Below are 15,177 nucleotides of genomic sequence, written 5' to 3' on the forward strand. Positions count from 1 at the left end.
ATTTTACTTAGTTGTTACTTCTGATTGGTAAAACTATCTCTTACAACTCAAATAGTCAAAGATTAAGTTGTGTTTTCACAACTTACACCAATACATTAGAGAGGTTTGTCATGAATAAACTGTTGATAGTATTCGGAACTACACTTTTTCTAGGTATAGTTTCTTTTGAGCCTACTGCTTTTGCAAATACAAGTAGTTCTCATGCAAGAACATGCCAAAATATTCCTATAGCTGAACCTAGCGGAGGTGCTACTAGAATTCGGCTTCAAGCCATAGAGCGATGTAACAAAGGCTCCCAGCAATTTACAAAAACTCATCGTCGGAAAATGTGTCAATCTGCGTCTATAGCAGAGCCTACAGGTGGTGCTACTAGAGTAGGGATCCGTGCCATGAATAACTGTTAATATAGACGTTTTGTAGCAATGTTTTCTGAGGCTTGACAATATTAAAGAGTTGTAGCAAACAACAAATTATGGAGTGTGTAGCAGATGAAAAATAAATAGTACCACCTAGAAGAAGCATAAACTTCCCTAGCTGTTATTAAGATGATTTTCTACAGCCTTGAGAACTTCGCAAATTTTCTGAAAACGATTTACTTAAGGCTGTCTCGCTTAATTTATCTTAACATCCTCATTTCCACTAATATTTCATTCTGATTTCATAATCTTGTGTCAATCTATCTTTAAGGATAAACCTTACAATTACTTAAGCAGATACAAATTTGTATACTGTAATACTTATTGAAAATGATTGAGTGTTATGAGAGTGCTGTTAGTTGAGGATGAACCAGATTTAGGATGTGCAATCAAGCGTACTCTAAATCAGGAAAGATACATAGTTGACTTAGTTTTGAATGGTACTGAAGCGTGGAACTATTTAGATGGTCAGTGGACACAATATACACTAGCCATTTTTGATTGGTTACTTCCAGGAGTATCTGGTTTAGAACTATGCAAGCGGTTACGACTTCGGGGTAGCTGTTTACCAGTGTTGATGCTTACAGCTAAAGATCGCATGGAAGATAAGGTTGCAGGATTAGACGCTGGAGCAGATGATTATCTCGTCAAACCATTTGGTATGGCAGAATTGCTAGCACGATTGCGAGCATTGCAGCGGCGATCGCCTCAACTTTCACCCCAAAAACTTCAAGTAGGTAGCCTTAGCTTAGATTACACTACGCGCACAGTTAGTATTCAGAATCAGTCAACTAATGCACAAGTGGTTCCTCTAACAACAAAGGAGTTTCAACTGCTAGAGTATTTCATGAAGCATTCCAACCAAATTGTTACCAGTGAGCAAATTCGTCATCAATTGTGGGAAGTAAGCGCCGAGCCAACCAGCAATGTAGTAGCTGCTCAGATGCGTTTATTGCGACGTAAATTAGGTCAGTTTGGAAATGATGGTTTGATTGAAACTCTACACGGCATGGGATATCGACTAAATGCAACCCATGAACCAAAATAAGCTTTTTTATCTGACTCGTTGGAAGTTAGCAGGTTGCTACTCTGCTGCGATGGGTTTAGTCTTAAGTATATGTGCGCTGGGTTTATACCAAGCGCTTGTTCATGCCCATTGGCAAACTTTAGATCGAGAACTAGAGTCAGTTGCTGGAACATTACATGATAGTGTTGAAAGTGTATTAAAGCAGCCTGGACGTGTAGAACCAACTGCTCAGCAACTCTTACCAGAGCGGAAGCCGCAACAACATATCCTTGGAGCTATTCACCAAGGCGATTACTTTATAAAGTTATTAAACACGGCGGGACAGACCGTTACTACGGCGGGGTTTCAGCCAGAGGGATTACCTACTACCTCAGGAGAGATCACTTGGCAAACAGTTCAAGATACTAAAGGAAATCGCTATCATCAAATTTCCTTACCACTGCACACGCAAGACAATCGCCCTTGGGGATATATGCAGATGGGACGAAGTCTCAACGATGTCGATAATTACCTTGCTAATGTGAAACTAGTTTTATTGCTGGGTTTACCACTTGCTATGGTTTTAGTAGGCAGTGCGAGTTGGTGGTTAGCAGGATTTGCAATGCAACCCATTTACGAATCATACAGCCAAATTCAACAGTTTACCGCAGATGTTGCTCACGAACTGCGAACGCCTTTAGCAGCAGTTGCTGCAACGGTAGAATCAGTATCGGGAATGCCTAACTTACCTGAATCAGAAGCACGGAATATCTTACGCACAATTGAGCGTCAGAATCGGCGGCTCACGACATTGGTTGCTGATTTACTACTACTTGCTCGTATAGAGCGACAACCCATACCAATACGACGCCAAATTTGTTATCTGAATGATATTGTTAGCGATTTAGTCGAAGAACTTGCGGCCTTAGCGATCGCAGCTAAAGTAACAATCAGTTATGAGGCAAGGGTGCATCAACAGATAAAAGTTATCGGTGATGAGGAACAGTTGTATCGCTTGGTTTCTAATATTATTGTTAATGCTATTCAATACACCCTTACAGATGGTCAAGTGAATATTGCTTTGAATTACAGCGATCGCCATGGAATTATTCAAGTTCAAGACACAGGTATTGGCATTGCACCTTTAGAGCAAAAACGGATTTTCGACCGCTTTTATCGCGTCAGTAGCGATCGCGCTCGTCATACAGGTGGTTCAGGGTTAGGGTTGGCGATCGCGCAAGCAATCGTCCAAACACACGGAGGTAGCTTACAGGTGCAGAGTGAACTAGGTAAAGGTAGCACTTTTATAATTCAGTTGCCTTCAATAATCAATCAATTTTCAAACCTTAAGCTGACTAAACAGTAGTATTTTTACTAAAAAGCCATTATTTAATACTAACAATTATGGCTCAAATGTCTGCTGCTTTATTTGATGAACGCTTTGAACAAATTCTTTGTGGCTATGTTAATACTACAAGACAAGTTCAAATTTTGCGGATTGCCAACCCAATTAGTAGCTGGTTTGAACGAGTTATTTTTCCAGGACAACGTATCTTGTTCTTTGCACTACCAATTACTTATTTAGAAATCTACAGTAGCGAAATACCTAGTACAGTCTTAATGGACAAGATTCTATGCGATCGCTTGCGTATTAATTCATAAAAAACTGATCGAAAACTATCAATAAGTAGGATGAAAAGGAGTGAGAATTAATATTTTGAGCTATACTCGCTATTTTATAGCTGTAAGTATAAGCACAGTAACGGCTTTAGGAAACATTGAGCCAAGTAGGTCTCAAAACGTTTTATCAATTACTCAGCAAAACATTGATAGTTCGAGTCAGAGTATTCAATCTCAGGCAAACGAATTTTCTAAGCAACTACAAGATGTAATAGTACCAGTGCGTACAAGCACTCCAATTCAAAACAATTTAAACTCTACTCCCAGTAGCTCCCCTAGTCCAGGGTTATCAACAGAAGCTCCAAATTATCTCAATCCCAATCCCAACCCACTACAATTTCCTACACGACCGGAAGAAGTACGCGTCCAGGGTACGCAGCCAATCACACTACAACAAGCGTTGGAACTGGCACAGCGAAACAATCGACAGTTACAAGTCGCCAGACTCACAGTTGAACGCAGTCGTGCAGCACTACGCGAAGCACGCTCCGCATTGTATCCTAGTGTCGGTGTAAATTCAGGAATTTCGCGCTCGCGCTCAGCCCAATCGGAGTTGCAGCAACGTATTCAAGAAAATCAAGGCATTCCCCAAACGGACGAAGGTTCAATCAGCACCGTGCTCAGTGGAACAGCGGAACTGAGTTACAACCTTTATACTTCCGGCGAAAGAAGTTCGCGAATTCGTGCCGCCGAAGAACAAGTGCGCTTGAGTGAATTGCAGCTAGAGCAAGCTACAGAAGAGTTGCGTTTGAATGTTGCAGATGATTACTACAATTTGCAAGCAGCTGATGAACTAGTCCGGATCAATCAATCTGCTGTCACCAATGCTCAAGCGAGTTTACGCGATGCCCAAGCGTTAGAGCAAGCAGGAGTAGGGACTCGATTTGCTGTACTACAAGCGGAAGTACAGTTAGCAAACGCTACACAAGATTTAACTAATGCGTTGGGTCAACAACAAACAAGTCGTCGTCAGCTAGCATCGCGACTGAGTATCGCACAATTGGTAAATGTTTCTGCGGCTGACCCCGTGCAAATCTCAGGGTTATGGAATTTGCCTCTAGAAGACAGTATTGTGCTGGCGTTTCGCAATCGTGCAGAACTCGAACAGCAACTTGTACAGCGCAATATCAGTGAAGCACAGCGACGCTTGGCATTATCTCAATTAGGACCACGCGTCAGTTTGGTGACAAGTTATAACGTTCTAGATGTGTTTGATGATGGAGCTGGTCTAGCAGATGGTTACTCGCTGGGAGCCAACGTGTCGTTAAATTTATATGATGGGGGAGCCGCCCGCGCTAGAGCAAGACAAGAAGAAGCTAATATTGCGATCGCCGAGACAAATTTTGCCGACACGCGCAACCAAGTCCGTTTTGAAGTGGAAGAAGCTTACAACACGCTTCAATCAAACTTAGCAAACATTCAAACTGCATCGGTCGCATTAGAACAAGCACGCGAAGCATTGCGATTAGCACGCTTACGCTTCCAAGCCGGAGTCGGGACGCAAACCGAAGTCATCGATGCAGAAAACGACCTCACCAACGCCGAAGGCAATCGCGTCACGGCAATTTTAGACTACAATCGGGCGTTAGCAAGATTACAGCGCGCAGCTAGTTCAGATCCGCAATCTGGAGGACTTGAGTAAGTCAACCGCCCTACCCACAGGGGAATGGGGCTTGTAACTGACCGAGAGCATCGGTCGAATTAGGTTAACTGGACTCGGCGCAACAACATCGCGTTAATTGACACAATTACAGTAGAAAGGCTCATGAACACGGCTCCCAATGCCGGTGAGAGTAGAATACCTAGAGGGGCAGCAACTCCAGCCGCTAATGGAATTCCAACTACGTTATACCCAGTAGCCCAAAACAAATTCTGAATCATCTTGTTATAAGTTGCTTTAGCAAGTTGAAGTGTATACGTTACATCAAGCGGGTCATTTTCAACTAACACCAAGTCAGCTGATTCTATTGCTACATTTGTCCCTGCACCAATTGCAATTCCTAGATCTGCGTTAAATAAAGCGGCAGCATCATTAATTCCATCACCAACAAATGCCGTTGGGCTTTTTGCTTTTAACCGCTGGATGATTGCTGCTTTATCTTGAGGTAAAACACGCGCATAATATTGCTCGATGTTCAGTTCCGCTGCAACAGTTTTTGCCACAGCTTCGGCATCTCCGGTAATCATTACGACCTGAACATCCATGACTTGCAGCTGTTGAACAGCTTCGCGCGCGCGTTCGCGGATCTTGTCAGCTAGCCCAAATATCGCAAGAACCTGACTATTGTCTAGTAGTGCAATCGCGCTTTCTCCACGCGCTTCAATTTTCTCTAATCCTGCTTGCAACTCAGTAGGAAACATCAAACCCAGTTCTTCTGCCCACTCTGAACGCCCGACTCGATAGCTTTTACCGTTAACAACACCTTCTATTCCTTTGCCTGTCACCGATTGAAACTCACTTCCTTTCGGAAGTTTCACTTGCTGATTGTTTGCTTCCTCCACGACTGCCTGTGCTAGCGGATGTTCCGATAGCGATTCTAAAGCGGCGGCGATCGCAAGTGCTTCTAAGTCACTGATATCTTGAGCATAAATTCGCTGTACTCCAAACTGTCCTTCAGTCAAAGTGCCTGTTTTATCAAAAGCAATTGTTTTAATATTCCTCGCTCGCTCGAAGGCTTCTCGATTCCGTACTAAAATACCATTCTTAGCAGACATTGATGTTGCATTAACCATAACCAGAGGAATTGCCAGACCCAAAGCGTGAGGACAGGTGATGACTAATACTGTTACGCTGCGATTGATTGCAAAAGTTGGATCTGGATTTAGCATCAGCCAAATAACTAACGTCAAGGTACCAATTGCAATTGCAATCAAGGTTAACCAGTAAGCAATTTGGTCTGCAAGTGCTTGAAACCGCCCTCGCGAAGATTGCGCCTCCTCAACCAAACGCATCACCTGGCTAAGTGTTGTTTGCTCGCCTGTTCGCGTCACTACTACAGTCAATGCGCCTTCTCCATTTACGGCTCCTGCTACGACTTCATCACCAGCCTGTTTAGTAACAGGACGCGATTCGCCTGTGAGAAATGCTTCGTTAACACTTGACACGCCTTCTTTTACTTCACCATCAATCGGTATTTGTTCCCCAGGGCGGATCAAAATTTGCTCTCCTTGTGCCAATTCACCTACAGATACATCCTCAATCTGACCATTTACTAGTCGGTGTGCAACAGAAGGCACTAAATCTGCTAAATGTTCCAAAGCACGGCTTGCTCCCTGCACTGAAACCAATTCAATCCAATGACCAAGCAACATTACATCTACTAGGGTTGCGAGTTCCCAGTAAAAAGGCTCTCCACGTAGCCCTAAAGAGACTGCCAAACTGTAGACATAAGCAACTGTAATTGCTAAGGCTATTAGGGTCATCATCCCTATTTTGCTTTGAAATTCGCGTAAGGCTCCTTGAAGGAATACCCAGCCTCCATAGAAATAAATCGCTGTTCCCAAAATAGGACTGACTAAGTTCACGCCAAGAAACTGAATGGCAGTGTAGCCAAACCATTCTTGAAACAAAGGTGAAAAGTAGAGGATCGGCAAAGTCAGGAAAAGGCAAATAAAAAAGCGCCATTTAAACATCTCAGGGCTATGTCCAGCGTGCTTGTTGTGCGCTCTATCTTTACTATGCGATGATGATTCGGCTTGATTGTGCCCGTGTTGGTCGTGACGATCAAGTGTTGTTCGTTGCGGATGATCCTGATGTTTGTGATGCCCGTCCTCTTGCTGCATTGGTTCTGCTCCCCTATTCTGCAATAGAAAGTAATCTCATTTTGTTAAGGCAATTGGCTCTAGGGATAGTTTCGCAAAAGTTTATGAAATTAGGATGAAATGTTCAGAAAGAGTAGCTAAAACAACTTTTATACTTATGTATGAAGGTCGAGGATCAAACGAGTATAAGTTAGCTTGATTACTGGCACATCTAGATATTGTATTTATACTTCATGATTATCAGAATATTAATTATTTGTAGTCTTCAACCTTGACTACTCTGATTGAAGTAGAACTAATTACTTGAAGTAATTCGCAAACTCAAGGCAATCACGCTTAGAAACAATAATCCCATTGCACCTGCTAAAGGATTACGATCAATGCCTGTTACCCAAGGTGGTACTTGCTGGGAATAGCGCACTAATTCTGCCACATTGATAATGTAGTAACCCCAGACTAAACCAGCGTGCAATCCAATTGCTGAACCCAAATGACCTTGGCTAACTTGTCTTGCCCAACCTAAAGTTAAGCCCAAAAGTAACAATCCTGGAAAACTGGGCAATGTTCGTAAAACTTCTCCCCAAGGCTTAATAAAATGCAACGTTGCATAAATACTGCTACTAATCCATAAAGCAACTTTGAAACCATAATCCCATTGCAACTCATCAACTAGCCAGCCCCGAAATAATAACTCCTCGGCAAATCCTACGCCTAATGCTACTCCTAACCCTTCAAGTATGATTTTGGGTAGGAATTGCGTTGAGGACTGCCAGGTTAACCAACTCAATAAACCCTCCAAGATAAATAAGCACAAAAGACTTGTGACTCCAATGCCTACTCCTTTTAACAACTCCAACGCATTGCGGCGGGTGCCGCTTACCCCGTGACTTGCAAGCGGATGAACTTGTCGATGAACTTTTTGCCCCCAAAGTTGCAGTAGAAAAATAAACTCGCCATACAACGCAAGCATTGTGACTATGCTTGTCAAGTTACTTGTACCCCAGACCCAATAGATCGGAACTGCGATAGGTAGCCACAATAGGAGTAGAATAACGACAAAAACTCCTAATCTTACCCCCGCTGGATAGCGGGCAAGCGTAGAAAAAGTCTGGTAAAGTTTAGCCATTAAAGCATTTCTGGCTTGAGGATTTGGAGACTATCTCTCAGTAGTGAGAGGGCGTTCAAGAAAATGAGTGCAGCAACGAGTAAACTGGCAACGACATCTGCCCATAGCCACTTGAAGTAAAGCAATGCCAATGCGGCTAAAATTAAGCTTACTGAACTAGCTGCATCGGCGATCGCGTGTAAAAACACTCCACGCACATTTAGATTATGGTGACTTTCTTGATAAAGCAAGCTGGCATTTATCCCGCTGACCACAAATCCTAATGCTGCCATGACCAACATAGGTAAACCAGCGCTGAGTTCTGGTGGTTGTGTTTGTCTCATGATGCCCCAGAGGAGTAAAGCCGCAACTTCAATTAGGATTATGCTATTAAGGAGTGCTGCCCAAGCTTCGATTTGCTGAGGAGCGATCGCTATATTATTTTGAGATGAATACTGCGTTAGTCGAGCTGCACCCAAAGCGATGACAATTGACAGCACATCAACTAGCATATGTCCTGAAATAGCAATTAGAGACAAACTATGAACCAAAAGTCCAGTTGCTAACTCCACTAGAAAAAAGATACTCCGCAACCCCAGAACAATCCACAAAAGATGAATTGGTTGCATTCTTCGCCCATGTTGAGATGCCACCGAATTGATTTGTTGATAGTAGTAATTTTTGGCTTGTGTCATAAGCTTCTATTGCACTTGGAATTGGCGCAAGATTGTTTCAACATTCTGCGCAGCTTCCTTCTTGCCTTGACTTTGATAAAGATTGCGTGCTTGAGTAAAGGCAGCGATCGCTTCTTGAAGACGTCCCCGTGCTTGCAAAGCAACTCCCAAATGGTAGTATGAATTAGCATCTTCCGGTACTAACGCAATCACCTGGCGATGTGCTACTAGCGCCATCAAGTAATTCTGCTGTTCTAACAGAATATCTGCGATCGCCTTGCGTGCTTCCATCAAGTTGGGTTGAATGTCAACGGCTTGTTGATACGCTCGCAGCGCCTCGTCAAGATTACCTTTCAACTGGAGAATTTTGCCGATTTGTAACCGGATTTTACTGTTATTCCGATCGAGCTGTGCAGCCCGCTCGAACGCGGCGATTGCCTCTGTCATCCGTTGCTGATTCAACCAGGCAATTCCCAAATCTAACTGAATTGTACTGTCTTGTGGCGCGATCTGCGCTGCTTGCTGGAGGCTGGCAATTGCCTCTGAATACCGCTTTTGCTGAAGTAGAAGCGTTCCCATTAGATGATACGCGATCGTGTTTGTGGGTGCTAATTCTGTCACGCGCTGAAGCACCTGCAATGCTGCGTTGTCATCGCGTTGACGTAGCAGTACGATACCTAACCCTAAATAAGCGTTGACGTTATTTGCTGCAAGAGCAATACTGCGACGGTAGGCAGATGCGGCTGCGGGATTATCTCCCAATTTTGCTAGCGAATATGCTAGGGCGTAGTGAAAATTGGCGTTATCCCGATCCAATTTAATTGCCTGCTGTAACGCATTCGATGCTTCTCGAAAGTTACTTTGAACAGCTTGGATATAACCAATCGCAGAAAAGATTTGCGGATTTTTTGGATCTAATTCAACTGCGTGTTGATAAAGCGATAACGCTTTGGTGAAATTTCTTTCTTGAACAAGCTTTCGCCCTTGTTGCAAAAGCTCGTTGAGTTCCTGATTAACTTCAACTTTATTGCGCAATTGATTTGCGGCGTGTGCTTGAACAACTTGCGGGTTAGCTACGATCAAACTACTGGCGATCGCTAGCACAATGATTGATTGTATTTTATCGATAATTGTTCGTTTCATAAGAACTCATCTTGCTTGCATTTGTGGATGAGAGCGGATCTGCTAGCAATCAGTTTCATGACTGTAGTGACTCCGAATTTTTGAAGTTGCGCGGTCCCTGGTAGCCCGATAATTTAGCTAATTCCTCTAAGGTTTGCACGCCAGTCACGGTCTGACCATTAATCGACCATGTGGGAAATCCTTGAACGTTAGCAGCTTGACACCGCTGTGGTTGCGGATTGATGCCACTAGGGTCGCACTCAATATAGGAAATATATTGAACGGCTTCTTGTCCAAATAGCTGCTTTTGGTCGTGGCAGTGAGGACACCAAAATGCACCGTACATGATTGCTTTGACTTTTGCTAAATGCTTTGCTAAAGCAATTTCTGCCTCTCCCGAAGTTGTCGTAATTGTGTAACCTCCCGGTGAAGGTTGTGTAGGATTAGATTCAGCGATCGCTGGGTTATTAATGTTTGCATAAACTCCCAAAGTACCTACAACTACAAGTATTGCGACTAAACCTCCAGCAAACAGTGGTAGTCCAATGTCCTGCCAATCACGTCCCAGCAAAGCTAAAACAAATAAGCTCAACGAAAGAATTGCTGAGGCAATGCAATAGATACACGGCGCTTGGATCTCAAACGTCAACAGATACATCAGATAGATACTGAACACCAGCATGGCAGTGCCGCCGAGAAATAGCATTAGCCCTGTCCAAGCCTCGATTTGAGCGCGGATCTGATTTCGTGACGAACTAACGAGTAGCGGCGCGATCGCTAAGACAATCATACTGGTGTAGGCAAGAAAACCAAATAAAGCTAGCGGTTGACCAAACACGGTCGCGTAGGGACTCGAAAGTACAATGTCACAGCCTTTTGTCGGACAAGCCGCTGCATCACCAGTGAGTTTTGTGTAAGTTAAATATGCTGTGACTACAGCCCCAAGCGTAGCGATACCTGCAATTAAGGGACGCGACCAGCGATGCATCCAGGGAATTGACTGTTTACGAGGCATAGTATTTTTTGTGTCGAAAGAAGAAAGCTTGATGAATTTAAGTGACTTAACGAATAACTCTAGTTGCGTTGAGAATTGCTAAAAGTGCGACACCGACATCCGCAAATACCGCTTCCCAAAGTGTTGCTACGCCAAACATTCCTAGTACGATAAATAAACCTTTAACTGCCATTGCTAAGATAATGTTCTGTAGTACGATTTTGCGGGTTTTTCTAGCCACCTGAATAGCTTGAGCAACCTTGGAGGGTGCATCAGTCATAATCACGACATCCGCTGTTTCAATGGCAGCATCGGAACCGAGTCCACCCATCGCTATGCCAATATCAGCTCTAGCAATGACAGGAGCATCATTAATACCGTCACCTACAAATGCTACTTTGCCTCTGCCCGAACGACTGAGTAGCTCTTCGATCTCTTCTACTTTGCCTTCCGGTAGCAATTCAGCCTTGTAAGAATCTAGTCCCAAACGCGTGGCTATGCCTTGAGCAACGGCTTTGTTGTCGCCTGTGAGCATAACTGTTTGCGCAACTCCAACCCGCTTGAGGTCTTGAATGGCTTGAACCGCATCCTCTTTGATTTCATCTGCAATTAAGATGTAGCCTGCATAGCGCCCATCAATCGCAAGATGAACGACAGTTCCTTCTACATTGCAAGTATCGCGATCAATATTTTCTCGATGCAGGAGACGGTCATTTCCTGCCAGCACCGTTTGATTGCTCACGTTAGCTCGGATGCCATGACCCGCAATTTCTTCGTAATTTGTCACATCTGCATCATCGATGGGTTGACCGTAAGCCTCTCGAATCGATTGTGCAACCGGATGATTGGAGTGAAATTCAGCTTTAGCTGCTAACGTTAGTAATTCTGCTTCGGAAAAGCCATTTTTAGTGACAATTTGAGTAACTTTGAACACGCCTTTGGTTAAGGTTCCGGTCTTATCAAAAACAACCGTTTTAACATCTGTGAGCGCATCTAAAAACGTCGAGCCTTTGACTAAAATACCTCGTTTAGCAGCTCCGCCAACACCACCAAAATAGCCTAATGGAATACTAATCACTAGCCCACAAGGACAGGAGATGACGAGCAGAATTAGGGCACGATAAACCCATTCTTCGTGAGTTGCACCAGGAATGAATAGAGGTGGCAAGAGGGCAACTGCCAGCGACAGAACAACTACAATTGGTGTGTAGTAGCGGGCAAAACGAGTGATAAATTTCTCCGTTGCTGCTTTCTTACTGGTCGCATTTTCGACCAAATCGAGAATCTTGGCGATCGACGATTCACCAAACAGTTTCGTAACTCGAACAGTCAGTAACCCCGTCCGGTTAATCATCCCTGCTAAAACTATTTCTCCGGTTTTTACCGTGCGGGGAACAGCTTCTCCCGTTAAAGCTGAGGTATCAAGCTGCGAATTACCCTCTAAAACTTCACCATCCAGAGGAATTTTTTCTCCTGGCTTAACCAGAATTATATCTTCCACCCTGACTGTTTCTGGAGAAACAACTTTGACTGTATCATTGGCTTTGAGATTGGCAGTATCAGGGCGAACTTCTAACAGTGCTTTGATAGAGCGGCGCGATCGCCCGACAGAGTATTCTTGAAATAGTTCTCCAACCCGAAAGAACAGCATGACGGCGACGGCTTCGGGGAGTTGGTGAATGGCGATCGCGCCCAAAGTCGCAATGGTCATTAAAAAGTTTTCGTCAAACACTTGCCCGCGTAAAATATTACGTCCAGCCGCCTTCAATACAGTCCAACCACTTACTAGGTAAGCAGGGATGAATACCGCATATTCTCCCAAACTATAAGGTGTGTTGTGCAAAGACTCCTCAAAAATCACTCCTCCAGCTAAAAGAGCCACAACTAAAAGCACAGGAACAATTTCTGCCTTGAGATTAAACTCACCCGTGCCATGACTATGCCCGCGATTGTGCTCATGGTCGTGTGTCTCAGAGTGAGGCTTCGGTGTGGGAGTGATAACGGTATAACCCAAAGCAGTGATGCGATCGCGAAGGGTTGTTTCATTCACCTGCTGCGGATTATAGGAGACCCGTAACTTGCCAGTAACAAAATTGACAGATGCTTCTGTAACACCTGACAATTTTTCGAGGGATGTCGAAATTTTATCGACACAGGAGGGACAATCCATGCCCCCCACTATGATATCCATCGTTCGGCTTAATGCGGGCTGCTCAACTGCTACGGTATATCCCAACCTCACCACTCGATTTCTGATGTCTGCCTCAGTCACCTTTTGCGGGTTGTAGGAGACTGTCAAACGTTCAGTTGCAGCGCTCACAGATACTTCAACTACACCTGCTAAGCGTTCCAAGGCTATTTCAATTTTTACCGCACAGCTTGCACAGTCCATGCCGCCGATCTGCATCTGCTGAGTTTTAAGCGACGGAATTTGATTCATAGGGATTTCATTACGCAGTTACAGAGGAACTTTTCTGAACTTTAACACGAATTCTGAAATATATGAATATATCTTCATATATTTCAGGTGTTAGAATGAGAATCATTTACCCACACTGAGCCTGCACCCTGCTTTTAGCTGCTAACTTTAACCCCTATGAGCAAATTGTCACCAAAATCGCAGTCTTCTCAGAATAATGAAGATATGCCCAGTTGCGACGCTCATCTCGTTCATCTTGAGCAGGTGCGTCAGGTACAACCAGAAATTATGCCTGTAGACAAGGCGCAACAGATGGCAGAGTTTTTTAATGCATTGGCCGATCCAAATCGTTTGCGACTGATGTCTGCGTTAGCGAATCGAGAACTATGTGTCTGTGATTTAGCGGCTGCTGTGAAGGTAAGCGAGTCTGCGGTATCACATCAATTACGAATTTTGCGATCGCAACACCTGGTGAAATATCGCAGGGAAGGACGTAATGTCTATTACAGTCTGGCCGACCAGCATATCATCAGCCTTTATCAGGAGGTTTCAGAGCATCTACAAGAGCAAAATTCTTGACAAACAAGAGAATTCTTCAAATTTTGCTTCAATCGTGCCTAAATGTTCTATGGTTTGTAATCACCATTTCTAAAGTAAAAATGCTCCCTTGTCCTACTAGACTTTCAACACTGAGATGGGCTTGATGTTTTTGGGCAATTGCCAGTGCAATCGCCAACCCCAATCCTGTTCCTCCAGTTTTGCGAGAGCGGTCTCCATCAACACGATAAAAGCGATCAAAAATTTGCGTTTGTTCAGCTAGCGGAATCCCAATCCCTGTGTCTTTTACCGCAATTACGGCAGTGCGATCACGCACTGTGAGACTCGCGCTCACCTGTCCTCCACTAGGTGTGTACTGAATGGCATTGGCAATTAAATTTGACACTAAGCGGTAAAGCTGCGATTCGTTACCCAGGATGTAGATCTCGAAATCAGGAATTTGGCTGGTTAGGTGAATATCTGATGCCGTTGCAAGCTCTAAAAACTCTTCGGTCAAATCGTTGATGAGGTCATTCAAACAACAGGGTTGAAAGGGCTTTAATGACGAATCTTGTTCAAGACTAGTCAAAAAGAGTAAATCTGCGATCAAATGACTCAAGCGTCGTCCTTGCCGTTCAACAGTATGCAGCATAATTTGGATATTTTGTTGATTTGATTGGGGAACTCGCAAAATGGCTTCTATAGTTGCCAGTAAGCTAGCAAGAGGCGATCGCAACTCATGAGCAGCATTGGCGGTAAACTGTTGTTGTTGCTGATAGGACTGGTAAATGGGCTGCATTGCCAAGCCTGAGAGCCGCCAACTTGAAATAACCACCAAACCCAGCGCAATAGGGAATCCAATAATAAATGTCCATTGCATTCGCCTGGTTTCAGCATCGAAGGGTGCTAAAGTACGTCCAATTTGCAGATAGCCCCAGGATGGATGATTAGTTGTTTGAGCCGCCTGATGTCTCGCATTAGCACTGTGCAAAATTGTCGTGAATTGGCGATAGCGAGTCCTATCAGTAGTGCGAAACGTTTGCCACGGAGCAGGGTTGAAAGTTTGAGGAAGTGGCAGCGGTTGATTAGGTGAAAAAGCAAGTAGTTTGCCGTGATGATCGAACAAGCGAATGTAGTAGGTACTCCGATCGCTGATGCCGATTGTATGGCGCTGAATCAAGGTGGAACTGATATTACAAAATTGACCTACTAAACATAATTCGGGAAAAATTCGCTGTAAAACAACTGCCGGATCTTCTGAAGCAGATAGCCTGGGTTCCAGACTGTCATGCAGCGTTCCAGCGATCGACTCAATTTCTCGTTCTAGTGCTGCCCAGTTTGCTTGAACGAGCGCTCGGTACATCCCGAACCAAGACAGGCTTAAAATTATCCCCATGACAAGCGCATACCAGAGTGCCAAACGGGCACGACTGCGGCGAAAAAGCTGGTGGCTGTTCATAGC

11 protein-coding genes and 2 pseudogenes are annotated in these 15,177 nt (G+C 44.1%); 5 read left to right on the forward strand and 8 right to left on the reverse strand.

The window, feature by feature from the left end; translation table 11 throughout:
• Positions 1-759 precede the first annotated feature (759 nt).
• The 4 genes and pseudogenes from rppA to B1A85_RS16045 form a co-directional block, all read left to right on the forward strand.
• Positions 760-1,464 carry a two-component system response regulator RppA gene (gene rppA / locus B1A85_RS16030; RefSeq protein ID WP_015328556.1) on the forward strand — a complete coding sequence of 235 codons (705 nt, stop codon included), beginning with the start codon at positions 760-762 and terminating at the stop codon, positions 1,462-1,464.
• On the forward strand, positions 1,451-2,788 hold the full coding sequence (gene rppB / locus B1A85_RS16035; protein ID WP_041919569.1) for a two-component system sensor histidine kinase RppB: 1,338 nt from the start codon (positions 1,451-1,453) through the stop codon (positions 2,786-2,788). Before rppA ends, rppB (B1A85_RS16035) begins: the two co-directional genes overlap by 14 nt.
• Before the next feature lie 38 nt (positions 2,789-2,826).
• Complete coding sequence (locus B1A85_RS16040) at positions 2,827-3,084, forward strand: DUF1830 domain-containing protein (RefSeq protein ID WP_015328558.1); 258 nt, start codon at positions 2,827-2,829, stop codon at positions 3,082-3,084.
• Between the two features lie 319 nt (positions 3,085-3,403).
• Positions 3,404-4,744: pseudogene (locus B1A85_RS16045) on the forward strand (TolC family protein); the annotation flags it as partial.
• 59 nt (positions 4,745-4,803) lie between these two features.
• Here B1A85_RS16045 and B1A85_RS16050 read toward each other — a convergent pair.
• The 7 genes and pseudogenes from B1A85_RS16050 to B1A85_RS26230 all read right to left on the reverse strand — a co-directional run.
• Positions 4,804-6,885 carry a heavy metal translocating P-type ATPase gene (locus tag B1A85_RS16050; RefSeq protein ID WP_015328560.1) on the reverse strand — a complete coding sequence of 694 codons (2,082 nt, stop codon included), beginning with the start codon at positions 6,883-6,885 and terminating at the stop codon, positions 4,804-4,806.
• 274 nt (positions 6,886-7,159) lie between these two features.
• On the reverse strand, positions 7,160-7,990 hold the full coding sequence (locus tag B1A85_RS16055) for a CPBP family intramembrane glutamic endopeptidase (RefSeq protein WP_015328561.1): 831 nt from the start codon (positions 7,988-7,990) through the stop codon (positions 7,160-7,162).
• On the reverse strand, positions 7,990-8,664 hold the full coding sequence (locus tag B1A85_RS16060; RefSeq protein WP_015328562.1) for a cation diffusion facilitator family transporter: 675 nt from the start codon (positions 8,662-8,664) through the stop codon (positions 7,990-7,992). Before B1A85_RS16060 ends, B1A85_RS16055 begins: the two co-directional genes overlap by 1 nt.
• A gap of 6 nt (positions 8,665-8,670) precedes the next feature.
• A complete protein-coding gene (locus B1A85_RS16065; RefSeq protein ID WP_015328563.1) occupies positions 8,671-9,786 on the reverse strand; it encodes a tetratricopeptide repeat protein in 1,116 nt (371 codons plus the stop codon).
• Positions 9,787-9,841: 55 nt separating this feature from the next.
• On the reverse strand, positions 9,842-10,780 hold the full coding sequence (locus B1A85_RS16070) for a vitamin K epoxide reductase family protein (RefSeq protein ID WP_015328564.1): 939 nt from the start codon (positions 10,778-10,780) through the stop codon (positions 9,842-9,844).
• 46 nt (positions 10,781-10,826) lie between these two features.
• Positions 10,827-12,950: a heavy metal translocating P-type ATPase gene (locus B1A85_RS16075; RefSeq protein ID WP_041919589.1), complete on the reverse strand. Its 2,124-nt coding sequence runs from the start codon at positions 12,948-12,950 to the stop codon at positions 10,827-10,829.
• A 42-nt stretch (positions 12,951-12,992) separates the two neighbouring features.
• Positions 12,993-13,199, reverse strand: a pseudogene (locus B1A85_RS26230) (cation transporter); the annotation flags it as partial.
• A gap of 156 nt (positions 13,200-13,355) precedes the next feature.
• On the opposite strand from B1A85_RS26230, the gene B1A85_RS16080 reads away from it, so the two are divergent.
• Complete coding sequence (locus tag B1A85_RS16080) at positions 13,356-13,757, forward strand: helix-turn-helix transcriptional regulator (RefSeq protein WP_015328566.1); 402 nt, start codon at positions 13,356-13,358, stop codon at positions 13,755-13,757.
• 28 nt (positions 13,758-13,785) lie between these two features.
• Here the strand turns inward: B1A85_RS16080 and rppB (B1A85_RS16085) are convergent, their stop codons facing one another.
• Positions 13,786-15,174, reverse strand: a complete 1,389-nt coding sequence (rppB, locus tag B1A85_RS16085; RefSeq protein ID WP_015328567.1) for a two-component system sensor histidine kinase RppB — start codon at positions 15,172-15,174, stop codon at positions 13,786-13,788.
• Positions 15,175-15,177: the final 3 nt, after the last annotated feature.

It is taken from the genome of Chroococcidiopsis sp. TS-821, assembly GCF_002939305.1.
In the GTDB taxonomy this organism is placed as follows: domain Bacteria; phylum Cyanobacteriota; class Cyanobacteriia; order Cyanobacteriales; family Chroococcidiopsidaceae; genus Chroogloeocystis.

Coding starts and splice junctions, on each gene's coding strand:
- rppA (WP_015328556.1), top strand. CDS start 760: ATGAGAGTGCTGTTAGTTGAGGATGAACCAGATTTAGGATGTGCAATC.
- rppB (WP_041919569.1), top strand. CDS start 1,451: ATGAACCAAAATAAGCTTTTTTATCTGACTCGTTGGAAGTTAGCAGGT.
- B1A85_RS16040 (WP_015328558.1), top strand. CDS start 2,827: ATGGCTCAAATGTCTGCTGCTTTATTTGATGAACGCTTTGAACAAATT.
- B1A85_RS16050 (WP_015328560.1), bottom strand. CDS start 6,885: ATGCAGCAAGAGGACGGGCATCACAAACATCAGGATCATCCGCAACGA.
- B1A85_RS16055 (WP_015328561.1), bottom strand. CDS start 7,990: ATGGCTAAACTTTACCAGACTTTTTCTACGCTTGCCCGCTATCCAGCG.
- B1A85_RS16060 (WP_015328562.1), bottom strand. CDS start 8,664: ATGACACAAGCCAAAAATTACTACTATCAACAAATCAATTCGGTGGCA.
- B1A85_RS16065 (WP_015328563.1), bottom strand. CDS start 9,786: ATGAAACGAACAATTATCGATAAAATACAATCAATCATTGTGCTAGCG.
- B1A85_RS16070 (WP_015328564.1), bottom strand. CDS start 10,780: ATGCCTCGTAAACAGTCAATTCCCTGGATGCATCGCTGGTCGCGTCCC.
- B1A85_RS16075 (WP_041919589.1), bottom strand. CDS start 12,950: ATGGATATCATAGTGGGGGGCATGGATTGTCCCTCCTGTGTCGATAAA.
- B1A85_RS16080 (WP_015328566.1), top strand. CDS start 13,356: ATGAGCAAATTGTCACCAAAATCGCAGTCTTCTCAGAATAATGAAGAT.
- rppB (WP_015328567.1), bottom strand. CDS start 15,174: ATGAACAGCCACCAGCTTTTTCGCCGCAGTCGTGCCCGTTTGGCACTC.